General features: G+C 58.9%; 19 protein-coding genes, 1 tRNA gene and 1 riboswitch. Of the genes, 12 read left to right on the top strand and 8 right to left on the bottom strand.

Annotated elements, in window-relative coordinates; genetic code table 11:
• The first annotated feature begins 1105 nt into the window (after positions 1–1105).
• Genes G486_RS24645 through G486_RS23170 form a run of 4 tightly spaced genes read left to right on the top strand, consistent with a single transcriptional unit; the run spans position 1106 to position 4469 of the window.
• Entirely contained in the window at positions 1106–1516 is a 411-nt protein-coding gene (locus G486_RS24645) for a hypothetical protein (protein ID WP_245587360.1), read from the top strand.
• A complete protein-coding gene (locus tag G486_RS24830) occupies positions 1401–1739 on the top strand; it encodes a DUF3304 domain-containing protein (protein ID WP_407059807.1) in 339 nt (112 codons plus the stop codon). The genes G486_RS24645 and G486_RS24830 overlap by 116 nt, the downstream gene beginning before the upstream one ends.
• A 48-nt stretch (positions 1740–1787) precedes the next feature.
• On the top strand, positions 1788–2474 hold the full coding sequence (locus G486_RS23760; protein ID WP_156920081.1) for a DUF3304 domain-containing protein: 687 nt from the start codon (positions 1788–1790) through the stop codon (positions 2472–2474).
• Positions 2475–2483: 9 nt separating this feature from the next.
• Positions 2484–4469, top strand: coding sequence for a T6SS phospholipase effector Tle1-like catalytic domain-containing protein (locus tag G486_RS23170; RefSeq protein WP_084455390.1), 1986 nt, complete (start codon positions 2484–2486; stop codon positions 4467–4469).
• Positions 4470–4565: 96 nt separating this feature from the next.
• Here the strand turns inward: G486_RS23170 and G486_RS0117080 are convergent, their stop codons facing one another.
• Complete coding sequence (locus tag G486_RS0117080; protein ID WP_027016609.1) at positions 4566–4913, bottom strand: Mpo1-like protein; 348 nt, start codon at positions 4911–4913, stop codon at positions 4566–4568.
• A 203-nt stretch (positions 4914–5116) separates the two neighbouring features.
• Between G486_RS0117080 and G486_RS0117070 the strand changes: the two genes are divergently transcribed.
• Together G486_RS0117070 and G486_RS22720 are read left to right on the top strand one after the other, a co-directional pair.
• Entirely contained in the window at positions 5117–5959 is an 843-nt protein-coding gene (locus G486_RS0117070) for an alpha/beta fold hydrolase (protein ID WP_245587359.1), read from the top strand.
• A gap of 25 nt (positions 5960–5984) precedes the next feature.
• On the top strand, positions 5985–6428 hold the full coding sequence (locus G486_RS22720) for a hypothetical protein (RefSeq protein ID WP_156920080.1): 444 nt from the start codon (positions 5985–5987) through the stop codon (positions 6426–6428).
• 227 nt (positions 6429–6655) lie between these two features.
• Here G486_RS22720 and G486_RS0117060 read toward each other — a convergent pair whose 3' ends face one another.
• Entirely contained in the window at positions 6656–7462 is an 807-nt protein-coding gene (locus G486_RS0117060; protein ID WP_027016607.1) for an alpha/beta fold hydrolase, read from the bottom strand.
• A gap of 60 nt (positions 7463–7522) precedes the next feature.
• Positions 7523–8821 carry an O-acetylhomoserine aminocarboxypropyltransferase gene (locus G486_RS0117055; protein ID WP_027016606.1) on the bottom strand — a complete coding sequence of 433 codons (1299 nt, stop codon included), beginning with the start codon at positions 8819–8821 and terminating at the stop codon, positions 7523–7525.
• A 106-nt stretch (positions 8822–8927) separates the two neighbouring features.
• On the opposite strand from G486_RS0117055, the gene G486_RS0117050 reads away from it, so the two are divergent.
• From G486_RS0117050 to aroC, 3 genes are all read left to right on the top strand, one after another.
• The gene (locus G486_RS0117050; RefSeq protein WP_027016605.1) at positions 8928–9380 is read left to right on the top strand and encodes a CBS domain-containing protein; all 453 of its coding nucleotides are present in this window, start codon (positions 8928–8930) and stop codon (positions 9378–9380) included.
• Between the two features lie 209 nt (positions 9381–9589).
• Positions 9590–9979: a hypothetical protein gene (locus tag G486_RS0117045; RefSeq protein WP_211233806.1), complete on the top strand. Its 390-nt coding sequence runs from the start codon at positions 9590–9592 to the stop codon at positions 9977–9979.
• A 98-nt stretch (positions 9980–10077) separates the two neighbouring features.
• On the top strand, positions 10078–11175 hold the full coding sequence (gene aroC, locus G486_RS0117040; RefSeq protein WP_027016603.1) for a chorismate synthase: 1098 nt from the start codon (positions 10078–10080) through the stop codon (positions 11173–11175).
• Between the two features lie 133 nt (positions 11176–11308).
• Here the strand turns inward: aroC and G486_RS0117035 are convergent, their stop codons facing one another.
• From G486_RS0117035 to G486_RS0117020, 4 genes are all read right to left on the bottom strand, one after another.
• Positions 11309–12541, bottom strand: a complete 1233-nt coding sequence (locus tag G486_RS0117035) for an MFS transporter (protein ID WP_027016602.1) — start codon at positions 12539–12541, stop codon at positions 11309–11311.
• Between the two features lie 173 nt (positions 12542–12714).
• Entirely contained in the window at positions 12715–13170 is a 456-nt protein-coding gene (gene nrdR, locus G486_RS0117030; protein WP_027016601.1) for a transcriptional regulator NrdR, read from the bottom strand.
• Between the two features lie 14 nt (positions 13171–13184).
• Positions 13185–14432: a serine hydroxymethyltransferase gene (gene glyA / locus G486_RS0117025; RefSeq protein ID WP_027016600.1), complete on the bottom strand. Its 1248-nt coding sequence runs from the start codon at positions 14430–14432 to the stop codon at positions 13185–13187.
• A gap of 34 nt (positions 14433–14466) precedes the next feature.
• A riboswitch (ZMP/ZTP riboswitch) is annotated at positions 14467–14634 on the bottom strand.
• 89 nt (positions 14635–14723) lie between these two features.
• Complete coding sequence (locus G486_RS0117020; RefSeq protein WP_027016599.1) at positions 14724–15584, bottom strand: lytic transglycosylase domain-containing protein; 861 nt, start codon at positions 15582–15584, stop codon at positions 14724–14726.
• An 808-nt stretch (positions 15585–16392) separates the two neighbouring features.
• Here G486_RS0117020 and G486_RS0117015 point away from each other — a divergent pair.
• Together G486_RS0117015 and G486_RS0117010 are read left to right on the top strand one after the other, a co-directional pair.
• Positions 16393–20277, top strand: coding sequence for a DUF748 domain-containing protein (locus tag G486_RS0117015; RefSeq protein ID WP_027016598.1), 3885 nt, complete (start codon positions 16393–16395; stop codon positions 20275–20277).
• Between the two features lie 164 nt (positions 20278–20441).
• On the top strand, positions 20442–23063 hold the full coding sequence (locus G486_RS0117010; RefSeq protein ID WP_027016597.1) for a DUF349 domain-containing protein: 2622 nt from the start codon (positions 20442–20444) through the stop codon (positions 23061–23063).
• Between the two features lie 150 nt (positions 23064–23213).
• On the opposite strand, the gene G486_RS0117005 is transcribed toward G486_RS0117010, so the two are convergent.
• Positions 23214–23298, bottom strand: a tRNA-Leu gene (locus tag G486_RS0117005).
• Between the two features lie 181 nt (positions 23299–23479).
• Here G486_RS0117005 and G486_RS24450 point away from each other — a divergent pair.
• Positions 23480–23710, top strand: a 231-nt coding sequence (locus tag G486_RS24450) for a hypothetical protein (protein WP_211233805.1), incomplete at its 3' end; no start/stop codon positions are given.

The raw sequence follows: 23710 nt of genomic DNA, 5'->3' as shown, positions 1-23710 counted from the left end.
AGAGCTATTGCATGGCGCTCAGTTTCGGTGAGTTATTCGTATGTTCTGGTTATGAAAATAGCCTCAATTCTGAAGGGTGTTGCACTTCAGGTTTCAGACCGCCCTCTCAAGTCGTTCATGACCCGAGAATCGCCGGTGAAAGTATCAGGTGCTGACTTGTCTGATGGCTCTCTTGTGCATCGTTGCCGCGACACGGGCCTTAACGATTTCTTGGTCTCTATCTAATGAAGAGTGCGTACACCTTGGTCCCTGGACTTGGCTGGTGTGAAATGCTTGCTTGTGTACGGCCTCGCCTTCTATCTCGACCGGGTTGGTGAAATAACCGATTTCACGATATGACAGTGAAATAATTTGACAGGGATAAAGTTAATTTATTCTAATAATGTCGAAAGACAGGTGTGTATCAATCAATATTCCCAGTATTGTCTCACTAGATTTTATCCGGAAGATAATCAATGTTGGATATGGGTGGCTGAGGTTATTCTTCTGAATGTGGATTTTTATCTGAAGTATCTACGAGCCCGAGTTAAAAATAAAATGATAGACGCGCCTGTAGATGTTGTAGGACATTGCGGTCGTATGGATGGGGCTTGAGGTTATTATTCTAAAGGCCAGTACATCGGAAATTTTTTATGATTGAAGAGGGGGGCGATAATTTACCTTTATACCATTTTGGTTTGAATTTCCTTTCTATGATTCATGTGAAATGGGTAGCGTCTTATGTTTAGAATGTTAAATATGTCAATGGTCGTGCGGTAAATTCTGACAAACAATGCAAAAGAATCTAGCATAGGGTAAAAATATCAGTTGATTTTTCTCTGAAAACCGGAGATGCTTCGGCTATTTATCTACATTTTTTACCCGGTGATCGAGTAGAAGCATGGGTGAGTAATATAGGATCGTCAGGACCCAAATACCAAGGGCCTGCATACCCCAGAGGCTCTGCGCCTGACTATGCGCCGATTGTGATAGGCCTGCGCAAGCCGACCCAAACCGCGCTGTGCCAGTGCCTTAAGGAGAGGCTATGAGCCAGGCAATTATTGCTGAAATTTAAATGCTATTTTGCGGAAATTTCTCATCAATTTTTTTGCATGGAAGGAGTGATATGTACGTGGAAAAATCATTACCGGCGCAGTATTTTTGTTTTTACACAGTCTGGAAAAAATGGGGAGTATGGATTGCCTTGGCGTTTTCTTTGGTACTAGCTGCTCTCACTAGCGGTTGTGCTAGCCCGGTTGAGCCTAAAATAAAAATGACTGGGTCGCGTGTTGGTGCTGTCGGCCATTACGGACGCATGATTGGGGTTCCTGATTATTATGTCAATGGCCGCTATATAGGGAATGTTGATGGTTGGGGGGGCGGGGAGTTGCTGTGTGGCTTTACCTTTATACCCTTCCAAGTTGAAGGCACCTTTTATGATTCATGTGAAATGGGTGACATGCGATATTTCGCATATAAAATTCGTCAATGGACTAGTGGTGGATCGAAGCAGTCACTGCAAAGAAACAGAACATGAAGCCACGATACCGGTTAATTTTTCGGTGGAGACCGGGGACAGTTCGGCAATGTATTTGCATTTTTTACCCGGTGACCGGGTGGAGGCCTGGGTCAGCTGGCCCGGGCCAGCAAGTACCGAATATCCGGGGCCGGCATTCCCAAGAGGTCCGGCCCCGGACTATGCGCCTATTGTGAATAGGCCTGCGCAAGCCAACCCCAACCGCGCTGTGCCAGCACCATAAGGAGAATAATATGAGTCAAACCATTACTGCTGAAATTTAAATGCTATTTTGCGTAAATTTCTCATAAATTTTCTTTTAAATAGAAAGAGCGATATGCACGTAAAGACACCATTGCCACAGAAGTCTTCCCGTTTTGGGATAACGTGGAATAAATGTGGGGTGTGGATTGTTCTGGCCTTTTCCTTGGCACTAGCTGCTCTCACTAGCGGTTGTGCTAGCCCGGTTGAGTCTAAAATAAAAATGACAGGTCTTCCCGTAGCAGCCGTGGGGCACTATGGTTCAATGATTGGAATTCCGGAATATTATATTAATGGACGATTTATTAGAAATGTCAGCGGTTGGGGAGGGGGCGGGGCCGAAAGCTGCTGTGTGGCGTTGCCACTTTATCCTTCCAAGCTAACAGCTCCTTTTATGATTCATGTGAAATGGACAACATGCGATGTTTCTCATATCAAATTTATCAATGATAGGGCGGTAGACCCTAGTAGCCGCTGTAAAGAGACCGAGCATAAGGCCACGATACCGGTTAATTTTGCGGTGGAAACTGGCGATGCTTCGGCCATGTATATGCATTTTTTACCCGGTGATCGAGTAGAAGCATGGGTGAGTAATATAGGACCTTCAGGACCCAAATACCAAGGGCCAGCATACCCCAGAGGCCCTGCGCCTGACTATGCGCCCATTGTGGATAGGCCTGTGCAAGCCGACCCTAATCATGCCATCAAAGTACAATAAGGAGCTATTATGAGTCAAGCCATTACTGCTGAAATTCAAGCAAAATGCCCTGCACCTTTGGCCAACGCCCGGGCCAGTGAATGCGAAGTTACGTTAAACATCGGAATTTTCTTTGATGGAACTGACAATAATAAAACTGAGAACCTCAAGCTCCTTGCTAAATCTGATTTGGATACCAATATTGTCAGGCTATGGCAGGCATATAAAGATGACCCTGAACAAGGGAGTTATAGCTATTATGTTTCTGGTGTGGGGACACCGTTGAGTGAGCTTGATGCTGAGCCTGGAACGCCGGATGCAGTAGGCAGCCAGGGTAAACCCATTCCAGAGCGCAGGGCCGAACGTGGTGGAGGTGCTTTTGGCAATGGTGGGGAGACTCGAATTTTGTACGGCTTGCTGCAAGTTTTTAACTCGGTGCATGCTTTTATCAATGCTCAAGAAAAGAAATTTAAAAAAGCGCATTTGAATGTTTTGTGCTCAGATACCCGAGTGCCTTTTTTTAATAACAGCTATGACACCGGCTACGCAGCTTTGACGGATGATATGCGGCTGTTGGAACAACTGGGCCTGCCCTCTGGGCTGGATGGCATAGGCCTGTCAGGGCGTAAAAAATTTTTCGGCGAGATGGCCAGAGGTTTGAAAATTCAACTCAAAACCAACAAACCCAAAATTGTGGGGATTTACCTGGATGTTTTTGGATTTAGCCGTGGGGCCACGCAGGCCCGGGTATTTGTCAACTGGCTTTACCAGCTGATGATGGAGGGGGACACCTTGTTTGGTGTGCCTGCTTATGTGCGCATGCTAGGGCTTTTTGACACCGTGGCCACGGTAGGGGAGAGTGTTATTTTTAAAAGCCATGGTCATAATCAATGGGCCCAAATAGAGGACTTGCGTATTCCCGTACAAATAAAAAATTGCTATCATATTATTGCTTTGCATGAGTTGCGTGAAAATTTCTCTGTGGACAGCGTGGCAGTGAATGGTAGCATGCCATCTAATTGCCAGGAGGTATATTGCCCCGGAGCGCACAGTGATATAGGCGGTGGCTATATTCCAGGTGAACAGGGTAAGGTAGTCAAGCCAGAGAAAATTGCCAAAGATGCAGCCATTACCTTGGCACCCATCAGAGACGATGGCTATAAGCTTTCACACTTGCCACTCAACCAAATGCTGGCTGCAGCAAAAAAATCCTGTGAAGGCCATGCATCTTCACCTTGGCTGAGCTTTGAATTAAAGGAGGTGATAACTCAAAAAATACCTCAAAGATTTGGGGTGAGCATGCTTCCCATGATCCGCGCTGCGGTAGAAGAATATTTTATGCTGACACAAGGCAGCAAAGCAAAGGCGGGAAGCAACAGCCTGCTGGATATCAGCAATGCTTTAAAGCTCCACAGCTTGCAGTATTTGGCTTGGCGCTATGCAGTGAACCAAGCGAATCAGTTTGAAAAGCTGCGCAGTGTGCAATATAACAAGGCGTTGGCCAATGAGTCATCGGGCAAAATTTCAAAAATTGAGGAAAATAAAGCGCTAGTCGAAACAGCCAAGCCGGAAGAAGAAAAAGAAAAAATAAGCCAAGAGAAGGCTCAATTGCTGCGGAACGTAGCAGAAGCGCAGGTCGAAGAAAAAGACAAGTCCACCGACTATGGACTGGGCTATTACTTGAAAGGGGAGGAGATTTTTTCGAGCCAAATTTCCTGGTTGTCACAAACAGATCACATAAGCTCTGATCCATACGAAATGAACCGGGGGGCTCATCCCATGGCCAAACAAATTTTGGCCCAAATGAAAACCACCCGGGTAGACGAAAAAGTGGCCGAGTTTTTTGATTCCTGGGTGCACGATTCCTATGCTGGTTTTATTGAGAAATTTAAAGACTTTATGATGGCTAGCACCCTTCATTCATCGGGCGAGCTGCAACGTTATGTGCGCTGGCGTGGGCTGTATGCGGGTAGCAATGAAAAGCTTCATGAAAAACCCACCATAGACGGTAAATAATGAGATGAAAATAAATCAAGCCTCATGGTTTTTGCTGGGAGCTTGTGTTTTTTCAGGACGGCTTTTCTGGTGACCGCGTATGAAGGGGAAGTGGCTTCAAAACCTCACTTTCCCCCGCCACATATCCGCATACATGCGCCAGTCCCCCATCAAGCTGTAGAGCGGGCGCTTGAAGCTTGCGGGCTTGTTCTTTTCAAAGCCGAAGTGCCCAACCCAGGCAAAGCCGTAGCCGCAAAGCAGGCCGGCCAGCAGGAACCAGAAATTGCCGCTGAAGAAAAGTGCGATCAGGCACAGCAGGGCCAGCGAAGAGCCCACGAAGTGCAGTCGCCGGCAGGTGGAGTTGCTGTGCTCCTGCAGGTAGAACGGGTAGAACTCGGCAAAACTCCTGAACTGGCGCGGGTCCACGGCGGACTGGCTGGACTCTGGCGTGTAGGCATGTGTCATGGCTGGCTCCTTGCTGGCTGATGGCATTTGTTTATACGTGCGGCAAGCAAGGCCTGCCAGGGCACAATCCCCTGCTTTCCCGCCATGGGCCGCGCTGGCGACGGCGGCAAAAACTGCCAGCATGGCTGCAAAAGCTGTCGCCTGCGGCCCCACTCGGGCACCAGCAACGGCCTGTGGCTAGGCTGGGCCCCTGATCCCATTACATGAACCTCGACCAGACCCAGCCCATGGAATGCACAGCCGACAGCCAGTCCACACGAATTCCCACTGCCGAAGGGTATCTCCATGTACGCCGTTGGCAGTCTGTGAGCCAGGGGGCCAAGGGCGGGGCGCAGGGCAAGGCGCCCATGGTGCTGCTGCACGACTCCCTGGGGTCGGTGGCGCTGTGGCGTGACTTTCCAGCGCAATTGGCCGAGGCCACGCAGCGTACGGTGCTGGCTTACGACCGGCTGGGCTTTGGTCTGTCCGATGCCGCCCCCGGCCCCCTGGCACTCGACTTTGTGGCGCGTGAGGTCGAGACTTTTGCGCAGGTCTGCAAGGCCATGGGCGTGGAGCGCTTTGTGGCCCTGGGCCACAGCGTGGGCGGTGGCATGGCCGCTCATGTGGCCGCAGCCTATCCGCGACAATGCATGGCGCTGGTGACCGCATCGGCTCAGACCTTTGTCGAAGAGCGCACCCTGGAGGGCATTCGCGTGGCAAGGGATCAGTTTGCCCAGCCCGGCCAACTGGAGCGCCTGGCCAGATACCACGGCGACAAGGCGGCCTGGGTGTTGTCGGCCTGGGTGGAGACCTGGCTGTCGCCGGCCTTTGCCGACTACAGCCTGGAGGTCGCGCTGCGCCAGGTGCGCTGCCCGGTGCTGGCCATCCATGGCGAGCAGGACGAATACGGCTCCCTGGCCCATCCCCGCAATATCGCGGCCTGGGTGGCCGGGCCGGTGGAGCAGGAAATTGTGGCCGGCGGCGGCCATGTGCCCCACCGTGAGCAGCCCGAGCGCATGCTGGCGCGCATTGCAGGCTTTTTGCAAGCATTGCCTGACGGGGTTTAACTGTATGGCGCACAGAGTTTTCGCCTTGCTGTTTTTTCTGCTGTCGGCCTTGCAGGCCCAGGCTCTGGGCCGCGTGGTCAGCTACGCGGAGCTGTGGGAGCATCACCCGGCCAGCATCCGCCAGATCATGACTTGCGGCAGCTGGAGCAAGGGAGAGAGGCATGGCGAATTCCGCGTCATACAAGCCCAGCTCTACGGCCAGGACATGCTGTTTGTGGACTGGGTGCGCAGCGAAGACCATGGCGCGCGCTGGGCCGTGGAGCAAGGCCTGAGCATTGCCGAATTCAACAACGACCATGCCGAGATCAGCCTGCGTGATCTGCGCTGCATCCCCGCCGGCGAAGGTCGCGTGCGCGTGCTGGGCGAAGCCGAAAACGGCCATGACGACCAGCGCTTTCGCTTTGAGCTGCTGGTGAACGCCAGAACAGGCCGCTATACGCTCAAGCAAAACCTGCCGCGCAAGCATTAATCTTGTGTGGGCAGCGACGTGGGGGCAGGAGGATAGGGTGGGTGTATCCATAGGGGCTTCCTACCACCGAATCCCCGGTTAGGCCCCGACGTATCAAATCAGCGCGGACCAGGCCAGGGCTGCCGCGCAAGGGCCGCCCCGCCGCGCTGGCAGCGTCCCCCTGCCCGCAACGCGCAGCGGTGCGAGAGCGGGGGGAAGGCGCCGTAGGCGACTCAGGGGGGTGTCATTTATTTCAGAAACCCAACCATCGCAAACAGCGTCGCGTCCGGCGACTCCGCCATCTGGTTGTGTCCGTTGGGGATCATCTGCACCGTGGGCTGTTTGCCAGCAGCCTCGGCCGCAGCTATCAATCCCTTGGCCGCCTTGGGGGGTGTCATCTGGTCTTGCTCGCCCAGCACAAACAATACCGGGCAGGTGAGGGCCGCCATGGCGGCAACGCCGCCGGCATAGCTGTCGCAGGCCAGAAAGCCGGTGTGCAGCAGATTGACATCGCGGTTGCTGACCAGCACGCGGCGGCCCAGGGCCATGCCGGCGCCAAATACCCAGCTGCCAGCGCCATTGGGCGGTGACAGCGTGGCGCGCGAGAAGGTGTTGACCATGGTGATGGCTTTTTCCGGCTGGTTCAGCGCGGCATCCAGCATGGCGGGTGCCACCTTCATGGGGAAGGCTGTGCCCACCAGTACCAGGTGGCTGATGCGCTCCTTCAGCTGCGCAGCCGCCTCCATGGCAATCAGGCTGCCCCAGCTGTGGCCTATCAGCGCGGCCTGGGTCAGGCTTGCGGCGTCCATCAGCTGGGCGATAAAGGTGGCGGCTTCTTCCACCGATTTGGGCGCGGCCCCGCCGCTTTTGCAATGGCCGGGCAGGTCCACGGCCAGCACATTCCAGCCATGGTTGGCCAGATAGCGGCTTTGCAGGGCCCAGACGCTGTGGTCGCACAGCACGCCGTGGATGAAGATGGCCGTGGGCTTGGCAGCGTCAAAGGCCTTGCCGCCGGTGTAGGCGTAGATACGCGCCTTGTTGACTTCAAAAAACATAGCTTGTCTCGCTGTATGGATAAGCGCTAGAGGCGTTTTTATTGAATATGGCGAGGTGGCTCAAGCCGCCTTCTCCGCCGCCTTGAGCGCACGCTTGAGGTCGTCGATCAGGTCGTCGGCATCTTCCAGGCCGATCGACAGGCGAATCGTGCCCTGGCCGATACCGGCCTGGGACAGGGCCTCGTCGCTCATGCGGAAGTGGGTGGTGCTGGCCGGGTGGATGACCAGGGAGCGGCAGTCGCCCACATTGGCCAGGTGGCTGAAGACCTTCAGCGTTTCGATGAACTTCTTGCCCTGGTTGCGGTTGCCGGCAATGTCAAAGCTGAACACCGAACCTGCGCCACGGGGCAGCAGTTTTTTAGCCAGTGCATACGAGGAGTGTGTCTCCAGCATGGGGTGGCCCACGCGGCTCACTAGCGGGTGGCTGGCCAGGAACTGCACCACGCGCTCGGTGTTTTTCATATGGCGTTCCATGCGCAGCGGCAGGGTCTCAATGCCTTGCAGAATCAGCCAGGCGCTGTGCGGGCTCATGCAGGCGCCAAAGTCGCGCAGGCCTTCGCGGCGGGCACGCAGCAAAAAGGCGCCGGTGGTGGATTCCTCGCTGAACACCATGTTGTGAAAGCCGTCATAGGGCTCGGTCAGCTCGGGGAATTTGCCCGACTTTTCCCAGTCGAAACTGCCGCCATCGACCACGATGCCGCCAATCACCGTGCCATGGCCCGAGAGGAATTTGGTGGCGGAGTGGTAGACGATGTCAGCCCCATGGGCGAAAGGCTTGATCAGCCAGGGTGAGGTGAGGGTGGAGTCCACCAGCAAGGGCACACCAGCCTCATGTGCAATGGCCGACACCGTGGGAATGTCCAGCACGTCCAGGCCGGGGTTGCCCACGGTTTCGCCAAAGAACAGCTTGGTGTTGGGGCGCACGGCGGCGCGCCAGCCATCGATATCGCCAGGCTTCACAAACGTGGTCTCTATGCCAAAGCGCCGCATGGTGTAGTGCAGCAGGTTTTGCGAGCCGCCATACAGGGCCGTGCTGGCCACGATATGGCTGCCCGCTCCCATCAGCGTGGCAATAGCCAGGTGCAGTGCCGCCTGGCCGCTGGCCACGGCAATCGCGCCTACGCCGCCTTCCAGTGCGGAGACGCGCTGCTCCAGCACGGCATTGGTGGGGTTGGAGATGCGGCTGTAGACATGGCCGGGGCGTTCCAGATTGAACAGGCTGGCCGCGTGGTCGCTGGATTCGAAGACGAAGGACGTCGTCAAATGGATGGGCACGGCGCGGGCGCCGGTGGCAGGGTCGGGCTGGGCGCCTGCGTGCAGGCTCAGGGTGTCAAAGCCGGGATCGGCGTAACCGGGCATGATGTCTGTCTCCATTGTTGGCAGGTTTGGCTGGCATTGTGGGCTATATTTGTTCACATATATGGCGCGTCGGTGTCGGCGCTGCGCACAAGACTTGGAGAACCAGATGAAGGTAAGTGACATCCTGCGCCTCAAGGGCAATACGCTTTACACGGTGCAGCCCGACGAGAGCCTGGCCAGCGCGGTGCAGGTCATGTCGGAGCGCGACATAGGCTCCCTGGTGGTCATGGAGCATGGCGACGTGGTGGGCATGCTGACCTTTCGCGAGGTCATCCAGGCTTTTGTGAAGCATGGCGGCGTGGGCGAGATCCTGGTGCGCACGGCCATGGATGATGCGCCCATGACCTGCACCACCGAGACCGACATGGACGAGGTGCGCCGCATGATGCTGGAGCGCCATGCACGCTACATGCCCGTGATGGACAAACGCATGCTCATGGGCGTGATCAGCCTCTACGACGTGGCCAAGGCCGTGGTCGACAGCCAGAACTTCGAGAACCGCATGCTCAAGGCCTATATACGCGACTGGCCCGAGGGCGAGCGCCAGGGGACGGAGTAACCTGCCCCCTGAGTCGCCTGCAGCGCCTTCCCCCCGAGGGGGACGAGGCCCTCGCCGCGAGGCGGCTCTTGCTCGGCGTCTCTGAGTTAGGCCCTGCGTTTTTTGGGCATTGCTTGCCATGGCCTAGCTCTGCTGTAGCGGGATTGCCCCCTTGGGCATGGTTTGATCCAAATCGGACTTGACCCATTGTGGATAGGGCGCTGGCAGCTATGAAAAATATAGTTCATGAGCAGGTATCAACGGGCGCGCAAGCCGTGCTGGCCGAGCTGTGGAGTACAAGCTTTGCCGTAGCCGACATGATTCAGGCCGCGCAGACGATCAGCGTCCAGGCTCAACATGCGCTCAGGCAGGCCGCCGAAGGCGGCAGTTGGCGCGTTCGTATCACTCTGGCCGGAGTGGCGCACTGGCTGCGAAGCCTGGGGCGTGTGGCGCAGCCGCAATGGGATGAGGCAAAGCCCGATATTGCGCCCTATCTGGAAACCCTGGACAGCGGCTTTGGCCGCCTGCAGGCCGTGCGCCACTGCGCGCAGTTCTCGCGTACTCCCGTGGCCTGGGATCATGCGTCCATGCCGCCCGGCAGCCAGGCGCCGCACTGGTAGCCCGGGCGCAGGCCTGCGGCAACTGCGATGGCTGGGGCAGTGCACTTGTGCTGCCTGCGCCAGGCCGTGCCAGAGGCCGCAGGCATAATCGCCCCTCTATGAGCGGCAATACCTTTGGCACTATTTTCACGGTCACCAACTTTGGTGAATCCCACGGACCAGCCATTGGCTGTGTGATCGACGGCTGCCCTCCGGGCATGGCCTTGAGCGAAGCGGACATCCAGCAGGATCTGGATCGCCGCCGTCCCGGCACCAGCAAGTTCGTGACCCAGCGCAACGAACCCGATGCGGTGGAAATCCTCTCCGGCGTTTACGAGGGCAAGACCACGGGTACGCCGATTGCGCTGCTGATCCGCAACACCGACCAGCGCAGCAAAGACTACTCCAACATTGCCCAGAGCTTTCGTCCCGGCCATGCGGACTATGCGTATTTCCAGAAATACGGCATGCGCGATCCGCGTGGCGGCGGCCGATCCTCGGCGCGGCTGACGGCCCCGACGGTGGCCGCAGGTGCGGTGGCCAAGAAGTGGCTCAAGCAAAAGTTCGGCACCGAATTTCGCGCCTGCATGACCCAGGTCGGCGAGCTGGAGATCCCCTTCGAGAGCTGGGCGCATGTGCCCCACAACCCCTTCTTTGCCCCCGTAGCGGATGTGAGCCGCTACGAGGAGTACATGGAGCAGCTGCGCAAGTCCGGCGACTCCTGCGGCGCCGCGTTGCGCATCCAGGCCAGCGGCATGCCTGTGGGTCTGGGCCAGCCCCTGTATGACCGGCTGGACGCCGACATCGCCTACGCCATGATGGGGCTGAATGCCGTCAAGGCCGTGGAGATTGGCGCGGGCTGGGACAGCGTGGCCCAGCGCGGCACCACCCATGGCGACTCGCTCAGCCCCGAGGGGTTTCGCAGCAACAATGCCGGCGGTATCGTGGGCGGCATCAGCACCGGCCAGGACCTGGAGGTGCGCATCGCCGTCAAGCCCACCAGCTCCATCATCACGCCGCGCGAGTCCATCGACGTGCACGGCCAGAGCACGGAAGTCATCACCAAGGGCCGCCACGACCCTTGCGTGGGCATTCGCGCTGCGCCCATTGCCGAGGCCTTGCTGGCCCTGGTGGTCATGGACCACGCCTTGCGCCACCGTGCGCAATGCGGCGATGTGGACTCGGGCCTGGCGCCCATTCCCGCATCCGCTGGATGATGCAACGGAAATGCTAGCTGCCAGCGCCTGTCAGGCCTGAGTTTCAGATATAAATCATGCTGAAACCCATATGGGGAAAGCGCTAGCAGCTTCTCTTTTTACTAGGCGCCGCCCAGACCCTTGCGCGCGAGGCTCATTGGCCGGAGGCCGTTGCCACGGGCGCCGCTGCCCGTGCAGGCCAGAGCGCCACCAGGACCAGCAGCGCCGCAAGCAGGGCATAGGGTGCGCCGGGGTGAAGGTCGTAGACCAGGGTGCCGACCAGCGGCCCGGCGATCATGCCCAGGCCATGCGCCGCGGCCACGCTGCCGGCGGTGGCCCCTTGCTCGTTGGCATGCACCGCATTCGCGGCCAGGGCCATGACGGATGGAAAGACCCAGCCCATGCCTGCGGCTGCGATGAAGTAGCCTGCCCACAGAGCGGGGGCACTGGTGGCGAACATCACTGCGGCAAACCCCAGCGCCGAGATGAGGCAGCCTGCGCGGATCAGCCGCTGGGCCGACCAGCCGAGGCGGCGCACCAGCAACTGGGCCAGGATGAGCGCCACCCCGACCATGGTCAGGGCAATGCCCGAGGCCCGCGCCGCCGCTGGCGCATCCAGCTGCAGGCGGTCCAGCGCAAAAAAGCCGACCACGACCTGGGCCACCGTCACGCTGAACATGGCCGTGAACGCCACGGCCAGAGGGCGGCGCAGGCGGATGTCGCTGATCTGCAGCTTGGCTCCGTCGGGCGGCGCGTGATGCTCGTTGCGCGGCAGCCAGCGCCACAGCACGGCGAAGGCCATCAAGGGCAGCAGGCTCGTGATGAGCAGCGGCAGCTCCAGGCTGTAGGCAGCGAGCAGGCCGGCTACCCCCGGGCCCGCGACCATGCCTATGCCGCCAGCCGCGCCCAGGCTGGCCATGGCGGCAGCCCGCTTCTGCGGCGGCACATGGTCGGCGATCAGTGCCGCGCCCGTGGCCGGCACGGCCGCGTAGAAGCCGCCTGTAAGGCCTCTGGATACAACCAGGCCCGCAAAGGCCAGCCACAGTGGCAAAGGATGGCGCAGTGCAACAATGATGAAGACGCACATCAGCGCATACGAGAGCACAAAGCCGCCCAGCCCCTGGAGCAGGATTTTTCTGCGTCCATGGCGGTCACTGGCGCTGCCCCAGCGGCGTGCCAGCAGCACCCAGGCAATGCCACCCACCGTGACCGCAAAGCCAGCCTGCCAGGGCAGCAGCCCGAGCACGCGGGCAATCGGCCCGATCAACGCCACAAAGGACATCATGGCCAGCGTGCAGACAAAGGTCTCGAACATCAAAGGTCGAAGGCTGAAGTGCGCTGTGGTCGACTCGGCGGCTGGAGTGGACGGGGCGGGCTGAGGGGGCATGAAATTCCTTGGTGTGTGCGATAGTTGCGTGAATGATAATTAATTGCATCCAGTCTCGATTCTGGCCGGGCTTGCCCCTTCAAATCCTGCGGAATCCGGGCGGAAGCAGAAAGCTTGGGCGCAAGAAAAAACCGCCTGGCAGAGGCGGTTTTTGACAAAGCGGGGCGCTGTGCTCAGCCTGGGGTACGGACCTCGTCCATGACGTTCTTGAAGTCGTCCACATCCTCGAAACTGCGGTAGACGCTGGCAAAGCGGATGTAGCCGACCTTGTCCAGCTTCTTGAGCTCGTTCATGACCATCTCGCCCAGGCGGCTGGACAGCACTTCGCGCTCGCCCTGGGTGCGCAGCTTGTCTTCGATGCGCTCGATGGCCGCATCGACCTGCTCGGTGCTGACTGGGCGCTTGCGCAGCGCCAGCTGGAACGAGCCCGAGAGCTTGGCGCGCTCGTAGTCGATGCGGCGCCCGTCTTTCTTCACGATGGAGGGAAAGCTGACCTCGGGCCGTTCGTAGGTGGTAAAGCGCTTGTCACAGCCGCCGCAGCGGCGCCGGCGGCGTATGAAGCCCCCGTCTTCAGCCTCACGGGTTTCGACAACCTGGGTGTCCGGGTGGCTGCAAAAGGGGCACTTCATGGCCGTTTCAGGCTTTATTCGCCGTAGACGGGGAAGCGGGCGGCGAGTGCGGCCACCTTGGCGCGCACGGCTGCGAGGTTGGCTTCGTCGTTCGGGTTCTCCAGCACATCGGCCACCAGGTTGGCGGTGATGCGGGCCTCTTCTTCCTTGAAGCCGCGTGTGGTCATGGCGGGCGTGCCCACACGGATGCCGCTGGTGACCATGGGCTTTTCCGGGTCGTTGGGGATGGAGTTCTTGTTGATGGTGATGTGTGCGGCGCCCAGCGCGGCTTCGGCAGCCTTGCCGGTGATGCCCTTGGCACGCAAGTCCACCAGCATCACGTGGCTTTCGGTGCGGCCGGAGACAATGCGCAGACCACGGGCGATCAGGGTTTCGGCCATGACCTTGGCGTTCTTCACCACCTGCTCCTGGTAGACCTTGAATTCGGGGCTCAGGGCTTCCTTGAAGGCCACGGCCTTGCCGGCGATGACATGCATCAGCGGGCCGCCTTGCAGGCCGGGGAAGATGGCGCTGTTCAGGGCCTTTTCGTGCTCGGCCTTCATCAAGATGACGCCGCCACGGGGGCCGCGCAGGCTCTTGTGCGTGGTGGTGGTGACCACGTCGGCGTGGGGCACGGGGTTGGGGTAGACGCCGGCGGCAATCAGGCCGGCGTAGTGGGCCATGTCCACCCAGAAGATGGCGCCGACTTCCTTGGCGATTTTGGCAAAGCGCGCAAAGTCGATGTGCAGGGCGTAGGCCGAAGCGCCGGCCACGATGATGCGGGGCTTGTGCTCGCGGGCCAGGGCTTCCATCTTGTCATAGTCGATGGCTTCATCGGCGTTCAGGCCGTAGGAGACCACGTTGAACCACTTGCCCGACATGTTCAGCGGCATGCCATGGGTCAGGTGACCGCCTTCGGCCAGGCTCATGCCCATGATGGTGTCGCCGGGCTTGGCAAAGGCCATCAGCACGGCCTGGTTGGCCTGGGAGCCGGAGTTGGGCTGCACGTTGGCGGCTTCGGCACCAAAGATCTTCTTGATGCGGTCGATGGCCAGTTGCTCGACCACGTCCACATGCTCGCAGCCACCGTAGTAGCGCTTGCCGGGATAGCCTTCGGCGTATTTGTTGGTCAGCTGGGAGCCCTGGGCTTGCATGACGGCGGGCGAGCAGTAGTTCTCGCTGGCGATCAGCTCGATGTGCTCTTGCTGGCGGTGGTCTTCAGCCTGAATGGCGGCAAAAACTTCGGGGTCGACCTTTTCGACGGTATTCGAAAATTGGAACATGGCAGTCCTGTGAACTTGAAATTCCCTTGAGGACAAGGGCTGCCCAGGCGAACGGCGGAACACTCAGCACCACAGTCAGTCGACAAGGCCTGGGCGGTACGCTCCCCGGTGGTTCACAAAGGCTTGTCTTTTCAGCAGCCCATGTCGGTTTCCACGTCAGCGGCAGTTTGCTCTGCGCCTATCGCCAGTCGCGTACCGCGCTAGTGTAGCTGAGCTGCGTGCTTCGGCCAGGCCGGAATGAAAAAGCGGGCCTGAGCCCGCCTGCATGAGATGCCCGCACAGCAGCCTGAATCACAGGGTGGATTCGCGCATTGCAACCTGCTCGATCTGGGCCGTGGTGGCCGGCTCGGGCTTGACCGTCGCCTCGGGCTCGGGGGCGGCCAGGGGCGCGGGAGACGCACTCGGGGCTGCAGCCTTGGCCGTCATCACCGGTGCTGTGCCCAGGCCTACAGCTAGGCGCAGGCGCTGATGCTCGGCGAGCACCTTGCTTGCATAGCCGCCATCGCTGGGCAGGTTTGCGGCGCCCACGTAATAGCGCAGGCCGCCTTCCACCGAACCCGCACGGGCTATGCAATCCTTGAGCACCTTGACGCCCACGCGCAGATTGCTCACAGGGTCGAAGGCTGCATTGCGCCCGCCAAAGTTCTCGTATTTTTCGGTATGCACGGTGGTCATCACCTGCATCAATCCCTGGGCGCCAACAGCGCTCTGGGCAAACGGGTTGAAGCTGGACTCTATGGCCATGACGGCCAGAATCAGCGTGGGGTCGAGCTTGTTGGACTTGCCCAGCTCATAGGCCTCGCTGACCAGGGCGGCCAGGGGCTCGGGAGCCACGCGGTACTTCTTGCTGAGCCAGTAGGCAACGGCCGCCTGCTCCTTGGGAAGATCCTTGGGGTTGATGGCCGTGGCGCGCTCGCTGGCCGCAGGCTCGACAGGCATGCCAAGCTCGGCCACATGGCGCTCGGCCAGCCAGCCGCGCAGCCGGTTCTCGCCTGCATCGCGCAGGTCAGGACGGGCAAACAAGGTAATGGCCATGAAGGCCACGGTCAAGCCCAGAAGGGCGAAACCGTTGTGTGTGATCGCAAGAAAACCGTTGACTACATCGGTAGCGAACGTTCGCGCTGGGGCGAAAAATTTTCCTGACGCTGGCATAGCTTTTTCCTTTCTGGGGGAGCAAGGCTGGGGGCGCATGCGAGACATGCTTGAAGGCCTGCACCCTGGATTGGGTACGCTGCGGATCGGTAAGGCTCGAGAGACTTTTGGAAGTAAAAGGTGCCGAAGATCTGCTCAGTCGTGAGGCAGCGGGGTAAACAAAAGAGCTCGGATTTGAGAGCTGGCGGATTCTAGGAGCTCTCTAAATGAGAGGTCAACACTGTTTTTGAAAAGTTTTAGATTTAAATATTATAAAAAGACTGTTTAAAAACTCAGTAAATTCAGGGTTTGGCAGCTTTGCACTTGGTTTTTGCTCCTTGATTGTGATTTTTTAATGACTGAAGTAATAAATTGAAAAATGTCTGGAGCAATGCTCTCAGGTGCATAAACTGAACCTGACTGCACTCGCAGTCGTTGTGCCAAGACTTGGTGAGGGCGCAAGGTGGCATCTGATGGTTCAGAAGCAAGGTGCCCAGCCAGGATCAAGGCCTTGATGGAAGCAATCTCTTGCTTCCGAGCAGCAAGGACAATTCCCTCCTTGACTGCCAAAAAACGGCAGGCCTTGCGTCAGCCGTGAAGCCCGGAAGCCGGCTGTGCCGCTTCCGGGCTTTGTCGTTATCCCTCTTCCCTACGCGCGCTCAGCCCTGCATTTTTGCAGGCCGCGCATGCTGCGCGTCGTTTGCCACGAAGCCCGGCCTCACAATAGGCGCCCCAGCCGTACTCTCCAGTCAGCCTGCTGGAATTCGCTGTCCGTGCGCTGCATGTTTCAAAAGCGCGCATGGACTCACTATCAGATGCCTCATCCGTCATGCCCGCTTTTCTTGCTCGTCGCTGGCTCATTGGTGGCCTTTATGCCTTGGCTGCGCTTTTGCTGTCATGGTTGTTGCTTTGGGCTCTTGTGCCTGGACTTGCCAAGAACCAGCTTCAGGCCCGGTTGTCCGAAAAGCTGGGGCGCGAGGTCAGCGTCGGCAAGATCGAGTTCCTGCCTTGGTCACTGGAGCTGACGCTCAGCGATTTGGTCGTGGCGCGCGAAACCGGCACGCAGGAGTCAGGTCTGCCGCAGGAGATGCTGGCCAAGGAGAGCAAGACCGAAAGCCGGTCTGCCGGACCTCAGTTCGAGGTCGCGCGCATCTATGTCAATGCGAGCATGCAGTCCTTGTTCAGGCTGGCGCCTGTGCTGGATGCGCTGGAGGTGGATGCTCCAGTGCTGCGTGTTACGCAGAAGGCGCTTGGGAAGTTCGATGTGGATGATGTGCTGGCCAAGCTCATGGAGCCCAGGCCCGACGAGGAGTCGAGCAAGCCGGTACTTTTTGCGCTCTACAACATTGCCTTGCGCAATGGGCGCATAGAGTTGCAGGACGATACCCAGCATCGCCGTCATGAGCTCAGCCAATTGCAACTGGGACTGCCTTTTGTGAGCAACCTGGCTTCCAAGCGTGAAGTCAAGGTCAAGCCTTATCTGGGGTTCGATCTCAATGGCAGTCACTTCGAGTCCAGCGCCGAAAGCACGCCTTTTCTCGACAGTCGACAGACTGCAGTGCAACTGCGCTGGAAGGGAATGGACTTAAAGCCTTACCAGGGCTATTTGCCAGCTAGTCTGCCTGTGAGGCTTAGTTCAGGCGTGCTGGATACGAGCCTGCAGATTGCCTTTGAGCAAGCCGACCGGGCGGTAGTCAGCATTCGCGGCCAACTGGGGCTGTCCGATGTGGCACTGCAAGATAGCCAGGATAGGCCCTTGCTGAAATTCGAGAGGCTGGATCTGGATGTGGCCAATCTGCAGCCACTGCAATCTCGGCTGGAGCTTGCCTCGCTGCGTTTGCAAGGGCCGCAGCTGTTCGCTTGGCGCGATGCCAAGGATCAGATCAACTGGCTGGCGCTGCAAACAGGGGAAACACAGCAGCAGACCAGGCCCATGGAGATGGATTCGGCTCAAAAGCCAGGCCAGGCTTGGGTCTTTGGCTTGCAGGCCCTGACGCTTGAGGACGCGTATCTGCATTGGCGAGATGCTTCGGCTCAGGCCGGAAAGGGTGGGGCGCAATTGCAGGCCAAGAATCTTTCGCTGAAGGCCAGAGATATCCATTGGCCCATGCATCAGCCGCTGGAGTTCGAGTTGGAGACCCGCTTGCAGGCGGGTACGCCCATGACTATTGCTACTGCACAAAAGAAGGGCGAAGGCCAGAATCAGGGAGAAACCGGGCAGGAGTCCAATCTGAGGGCAAGTGGGCGCCTGGAGCTTGACCAAGGCGAGCTTGACCTTGCGCTTGAGAAGTTGCCTCTGGAATTAGCTGGAGCCTATCTCTCTTCTTATATAGAGCCTGCTGTCTCTGGGCAGTTGAGTAGTCAGGCAAGGTTGAGCTGGGAGAGTGGTCAGGCCCGGCTTGACGTGGCTGAGCTGGTCTTGGACAAGCTGCGTCTGAACGACAAGAGGGCACCGTTGGACATTGCCAGATTGCAGGTGGATAAGCTGCTTGTTGATCTGAAGGAGCAAAACGCAAGCCTGGAGCGAATGGCTCTCACAAAGCCCAGCTTGGTGCTGGAGCGTGATGCGCGAGGGCGCTGGATGTATGAGCGCTGGAGCAAGAGCCATGCCCAGCTTCGGACGCGACCTACACGCAACCCGGGCTCCAGGGCCTGGGCGCTCAAGCTTGGCGGTGTGTCGATCGACGAGGGGCGCTTGCGTCTGCGAGATGCTTTGCCGGCTACGCAGGCGGTATCCGTAGATGTTTCGGCGCTGAGCTTGCGCCTGGGAGTGCTGGAGCCCCTGGCTGCCAAGGCTAGTCCAACGCCGGTGCAGTTGTCTGCTCGCTTGGGCACGGGGCACCGAGCGGCTGCGGGCGCTCTGAGCTTCAAAGGGGGGCTAGGGTTGGCTCCAGTGCAGGCTCAAGGAAAATTGCTCGCAAAAAACCTTCCCTTGCAGGCACTTGAGCCTTATTTTGCGGATCACCTCAATGCGGAGTTGGTACGTGCCGATGCCGGCTTCTCAGGCTTGCTGCGCTATGCCAGCCAGCCTCAGGGCATGCATCTGGCGGTACAAGGTGATGTCGAGCTCAATGACTTGCGCATACGTTCGGCCCTGGCTGCGCCCATTAAGGTGTCTGAGCCGGGAAGCCGCAATGCCGAGGCCGATACGGCAACACCGATGGGAGCCCTGGCAGCAGTTGTGACTGCTGCGGCAGCAGACCGTGTGCGAGATGGAAAGCGCACTCGTGGGGTCGGGCGTCAAGACGACCTGCTTGCCTGGAAGGCCTTGGCTTTACGTGGGCTGGACCTGCGGCTTGAACCGGCCAAGCCTTTGCAGCTAAGTGTCCGAGAAACGGCGCTCAGCGACTTTTTTGCACGTGTCATCGTGCAGCCCAATGGTCGTTTGAATCTCCAGGACATCATGAAAACTGCTCGGGCAGATACGTCCGTACAGCAAAATGCAGAGTCTCCATCTCCTGAGTCGCAGATTGAAGGCCTGGCCGGGGAAAAGTTTGGGGAACACGCACCCATCATCAAAGTGGGGCCTGTTGCAATCAGCGGCGGGCGGGTCCAGTTCTCCGACTACTTCATACGGCCGAATTACTCGGCCGACTTGAGTGAGCTCGTTGGCAGGCTCAGTGCGTTTTCTTCCGAGGCGCTTGCAGACGGGCAGCCGCAGATGGCTGACCTGGAGCTCAAGGGCAGAGCCCAAGGCACTGCATTTTTGGATATCACGGGACAGGTCAACCCTCTGGCCAAGCCTTTGGCTCTGGATGTGCGAGCCCGGGCGCGCGATCTGGAACTGCCGCCGCTGTCGCCGTACTCGATCAAATATGCAGGCCATGGCATAGAGCGTGGAAAGCTCAGCATGGATGTCCGCTACAAGATACAGCCCGATGGCCAACTTACAGCCAGTAATAAGCTGGTGCTCAATCAACTGACCTTTGGTGAGCCTGTGCAAGGGGCGCCCGCGTCCTTGCCTGTACGTCTGGCTGTTGCCTTGCTGGCTGACCGCAATGGCATCATCGATTTGGATTTGCCTGTGAGCGGCTCTCTGAACGATCCTCAGTTCAGGCTGGCGCCCGTGATCTTCAAGATTCTGGGCAATCTGATCATGAAGGCCGTGACGGCTCCCTTTGCCTTGCTGTCGGGGGCGTTTGGAGGCGGCGAGGAGTCAGGGGCCCTGGGCTTTGAGCCGGGCTTGTCCACGCTGGATGTTAAGGCCAAAGAGAGTTTGGACAAGGTGGCCAAGTCCTTGGCAGACAAGCCCGCACTCAAACTCACGGTGATTGGCGAAGCCTCGGAGTCGATCGATTTGCAGGGCTGGAAAAAGGCGCAACTCGATCGTCTGCTGCTTGGGGAGAAGCGCCGTCAGGCATTGCGCCAGGGGCAGCCTGCCGAGTTGGTCAAACAGATCACCGAGGTCAGGGCGCCCGAGTTACAGGCTCTGACCAAAGCTCTCTACAGCCGTGCCGACTTTTCCAAACCGCGCAATGCACTGGGGTTGGTCAAGGATTTGCCCTTGGCACAAATGCAGGCATTACTGCTCCAGCACGTCGATGTGCCCGACGATGCCATGCGGGAATTGGCGCTGGCGCGCTCTGTTGTTGTACGCGACTATCTTGCTGAGCAAAAGCTGCCGCTGGAGCGCTTGTTCCTTGGCTCGCCCAAGACCAGCGCTCAAGATGAAGGCTGGAGTCCGCGTGCCCAACTGAGTCTGTCCACGCAATAGAACCCAGGTCGGACGCAGCAGGTTTTGGCTGTGCTTCAAATACCGGCGAGAATACTGCTTTCTCCAGGGTCGCTTGGCGGTCCTGGCATCGCGCCTGTTACCGGGCCCTATAGCCACAGGCATTCACTGATTGATTCATGTCTTCTCTCTCCCCCAGCAGCACCATGTCCGATGCACCCGAAGTGACTTCTGCCAAGAACCCTGAACAGCACCCACTGGATGCGCTTACGGGCGGTGCCTTTTCAGCAGAAACCTCGGGCGATCGCGCCGCGCGCATACGCGACTGGCTGGCTACTCAGCCCAGCGTTGAGCAATTGCAGGACGTTCTCAAAGAGCTTAGTGCACGTGACAAAAGTGCAGCTCGCGCAGTGCGCGAGCGCCTTGACGAAATCCGCCGTATCGAGAACCAGGAAAAAATTGCCGTGGAATGGGCCGAGAAGGCCAAGATCTTGCTCGAGGTCAAGCCCTTCAACGCCGCGCAGGCTCTGGTCTGGCAGCGTGATGCAGCCAAGGCTGGTGCTCCCTTGTCGCGCGAGCCTCTGTCCCAGTACCGGGCCCAGTTCGCCGAATTGGTCAAGGCTATAGAGGACTTGCAGCATCGTGTGCAGGTGCAGCGCGAAGTGGCCGTGCTGCTCGCGCAGCGCATCGAGGTGCTGTCCACCAAGTCCTGGCGCGATGCCCAATCCGCACAGCAAGGCCTGAGGGCCGATGTGCAGCGCTGGAAAGAGCAGGCCCTGGAGCTGACCGGCGATGCGAGCTGGGTCAGTGTGGACGAGCGCTTCCCGCCTCAGCTTGAAGCTGCTAGCGCTCAATTGGTCCTGGTCTGGGAGGCTTTCGAGTCGGCTCTGGCCCAGGCTGAGATCGCAGCTGCCGACGAGGCTGCGCCTCTGCCCACGGTGCCCGTATGGGCCGATGAGTTGCGTGTGGCGCGTGGCTTGCCGCCTGAAGCCGTGGCAGCGATTGAGCCTGTGAAGACTGCTCCTGCGCGCGCTGCTGCAGCGGCGCGAGGCAAGCCGTCGGCCGAGCAACTGGCTGCCAGCACCGAAGCCATGACGCAGGCACTGGGGCAACTCAAGGCGGAAACCGAAGCCGGTCGAAGCAAGCCTGCTCAAGGAGCTGTGGCCGCCATGCGCGCAGCTATCAAACTCCATGGTCGCTGGGTTGAGGATGCGCTGGCGGCGGATGTTCATGCTGCGCTGCAGGCCGCAGGTGAGCCCGAGGGTTGGCCGCGCCAGAATGCTGACAAGCTGCGTGAAGAGTTGGTGCAAAAGGCCGAAGCCTTGCTGAACCGTCCCGAAGGCCAGGCCTTGGGTGGTCGCAAACTCCAGGAATCGCTGCGTAGCCTGCGGGAGCAGTGGAAGCAGGCCGACCAGGGCAGCCAGGCCAATCACGGGCTGTGGAAGAAGTTTGATGAGGCTTGCAATGCCGCTCACAAGGTGGTTGAGGGTTGGCATGAGAGGCTGCGTACCGAAACCACGCAGTCCAAGGCTCAGCGCCAGAGCCTGATCGAGGAGATCAAGGCCTGGGGACAGGCTCAGGGAGAAGCTGCGGATCAGGACTGGAAGAGCGTGGCCCGTGCCCTGCGCCAGTTTGCAGAGCGCTGGCGCGAAAGCGGTCATGTGGGTGAGAAGCTGTTTGCTGAACTGCAGCCGTTGTTCAAGCAGGCCATGGCTTTGGCTGAAGCTCCCTTGCAGGCTGCGCAAAAGCAAAGTCTGCAACGTCGTCACGCGATGATTGACGAAGCCGTGGCCTTGGGTGCTGCTCCCAGCCTGCGCATAGATGCGGTCAAGGCCTTGCAGCAGCGCTGGCAGGCCGAAGCGCAGAGCGTGCCGCTGGATCGCAAGCATGAACAAAAGCTCTGGGATTCTTTCCGCAAGCCGCTGGACGAGGCCTTCAATCGCAAGGGTGAGGAGCGCGGTGGTCGTGCCGCACCGGCGCAGCTCAGCGAGCATGATCGTCTGGTGCTCGAAGCCTCTCAGGCGGTGGAGGTGGCTACGGCTTCTGGTGATGTGCAGCAAATACGCGCTGCGGTCACTGCACTGGAAGAGGCGCTGCGTGGTCGTGCTGCCGACAAGGCTGCCGAGCAACAGGTCGAAGCTGAAAAGCCTGTGGCTGAAGCTGGGGAAAAGCCTGCCGTGGCACGCGCTGTGGTGGCCGTGCGTGGCGACGATCGTCCTGGCCAGCAAAAGGACAAGAATGTGGTGGCACGCTCGTCGCGTCCTGGTGATCGCCGTGACGCAGGCCGTGGCCGTGGCGAGCGTGATGGGCGCGACAGTCGTGATTCGCGCTTTGCCCGTGATGGACGCGAAAGCCGTGAGGCCCGTGGTCCGCGTCTGGCTGATCCCGCTTTCCGCGCCCAGCGCGAAGCCATGGAGCATGCGCAAACCACTTTGCGCAAGCTGGCGGCTCAGGCGCATGGCGAAGCCTTGACTCAGCTGCTGGCAGCTTGGGAGTCGCGTGACGTGGCGCAACTGCCCAATGTCCAGCAACTGGGTTCGCGTGTCTCGCCGCAACTGCGTGGCAACTGGTCTCAGGCCATTGCCTCGGCTCCTCAGGGAGATGCTGCAGAAGCCTTGCTGCGACTGGAGATGGCAGCTGATGTGCCTACGCCGGCCGAGTACCTGAGCGCGCGTCGTGCATTGCAGCTGCAATTGCTCACGCGCCGCAACAATGCATCGCCTGAGGAAACCTGGGGTGAAGATGCGGCCAAGGTGCTGGCTTCAGCACGCGATGAGGCCAAAGCCCGTCGTCTGCAGAACGTGCTCAAGGCCTTGCTGCGAAAGTGATGAGGATCATGGCCGGAGAAATATCTCCGGCTGGATCAAGAAAAAAGGAAGTCTTTGGACTTCCTTTTTTTGTGGCAAGCGCTTGCGAAAGGGTTGAGGCTGGGGCGCGGAAAAGAAAAAAGCCGCTGCATTGCAACGGCTTTTTATGTTTGGTGCCCAGGAGAGGACTCGAACCTCCACGGAGTTACCCGCTAGTACCTGAAACTAGTGCGTCTACCAATTCCGCCACCTGGGCTTTCAGGATGCGTCGAATTATATAGCGCCAAAACGTGGCTGGGCATCGTTTTTCGAGAATTCTTGAGAATTTTCAAGCGGCATGGCTGGGATGCAGTGGAATAATAAAAAACGGCCATCGTGGCGTTGCCCCGTCCCAGTGGACAGAAACACCGGGCTACCTACACTGACAAGGTCGGACTGTGGCCGTCAGCTTTTTGGAGGCTTTCGTCCCCGTCAAAAAACGTGGCCCAGGGGATCTTGCGGACCCAGCTGTGGTGGCGCTTTGTGTGACCCCGATTAGGAAAGTGATTGACCCGCTCCCCTGTCCGGCGCTTGGCCTACAGGAGGTTGCTATGTCCAAGGTTGGAAAGACACTCGGTCTACCGATCGTAAATGCCAGAGCCGCCGGCATAGACATCGGTGCACGAATC

The organism is Comamonas composti DSM 21721 (assembly GCF_000429845.1).
GTDB lineage: Bacteria > Pseudomonadota > Gammaproteobacteria > Burkholderiales > Burkholderiaceae_C > Comamonas > Comamonas composti.
The sequence above is the reverse complement of the archived record's forward strand: the minus strand, read 5'-3'. Positions and strand labels throughout refer to the sequence as shown.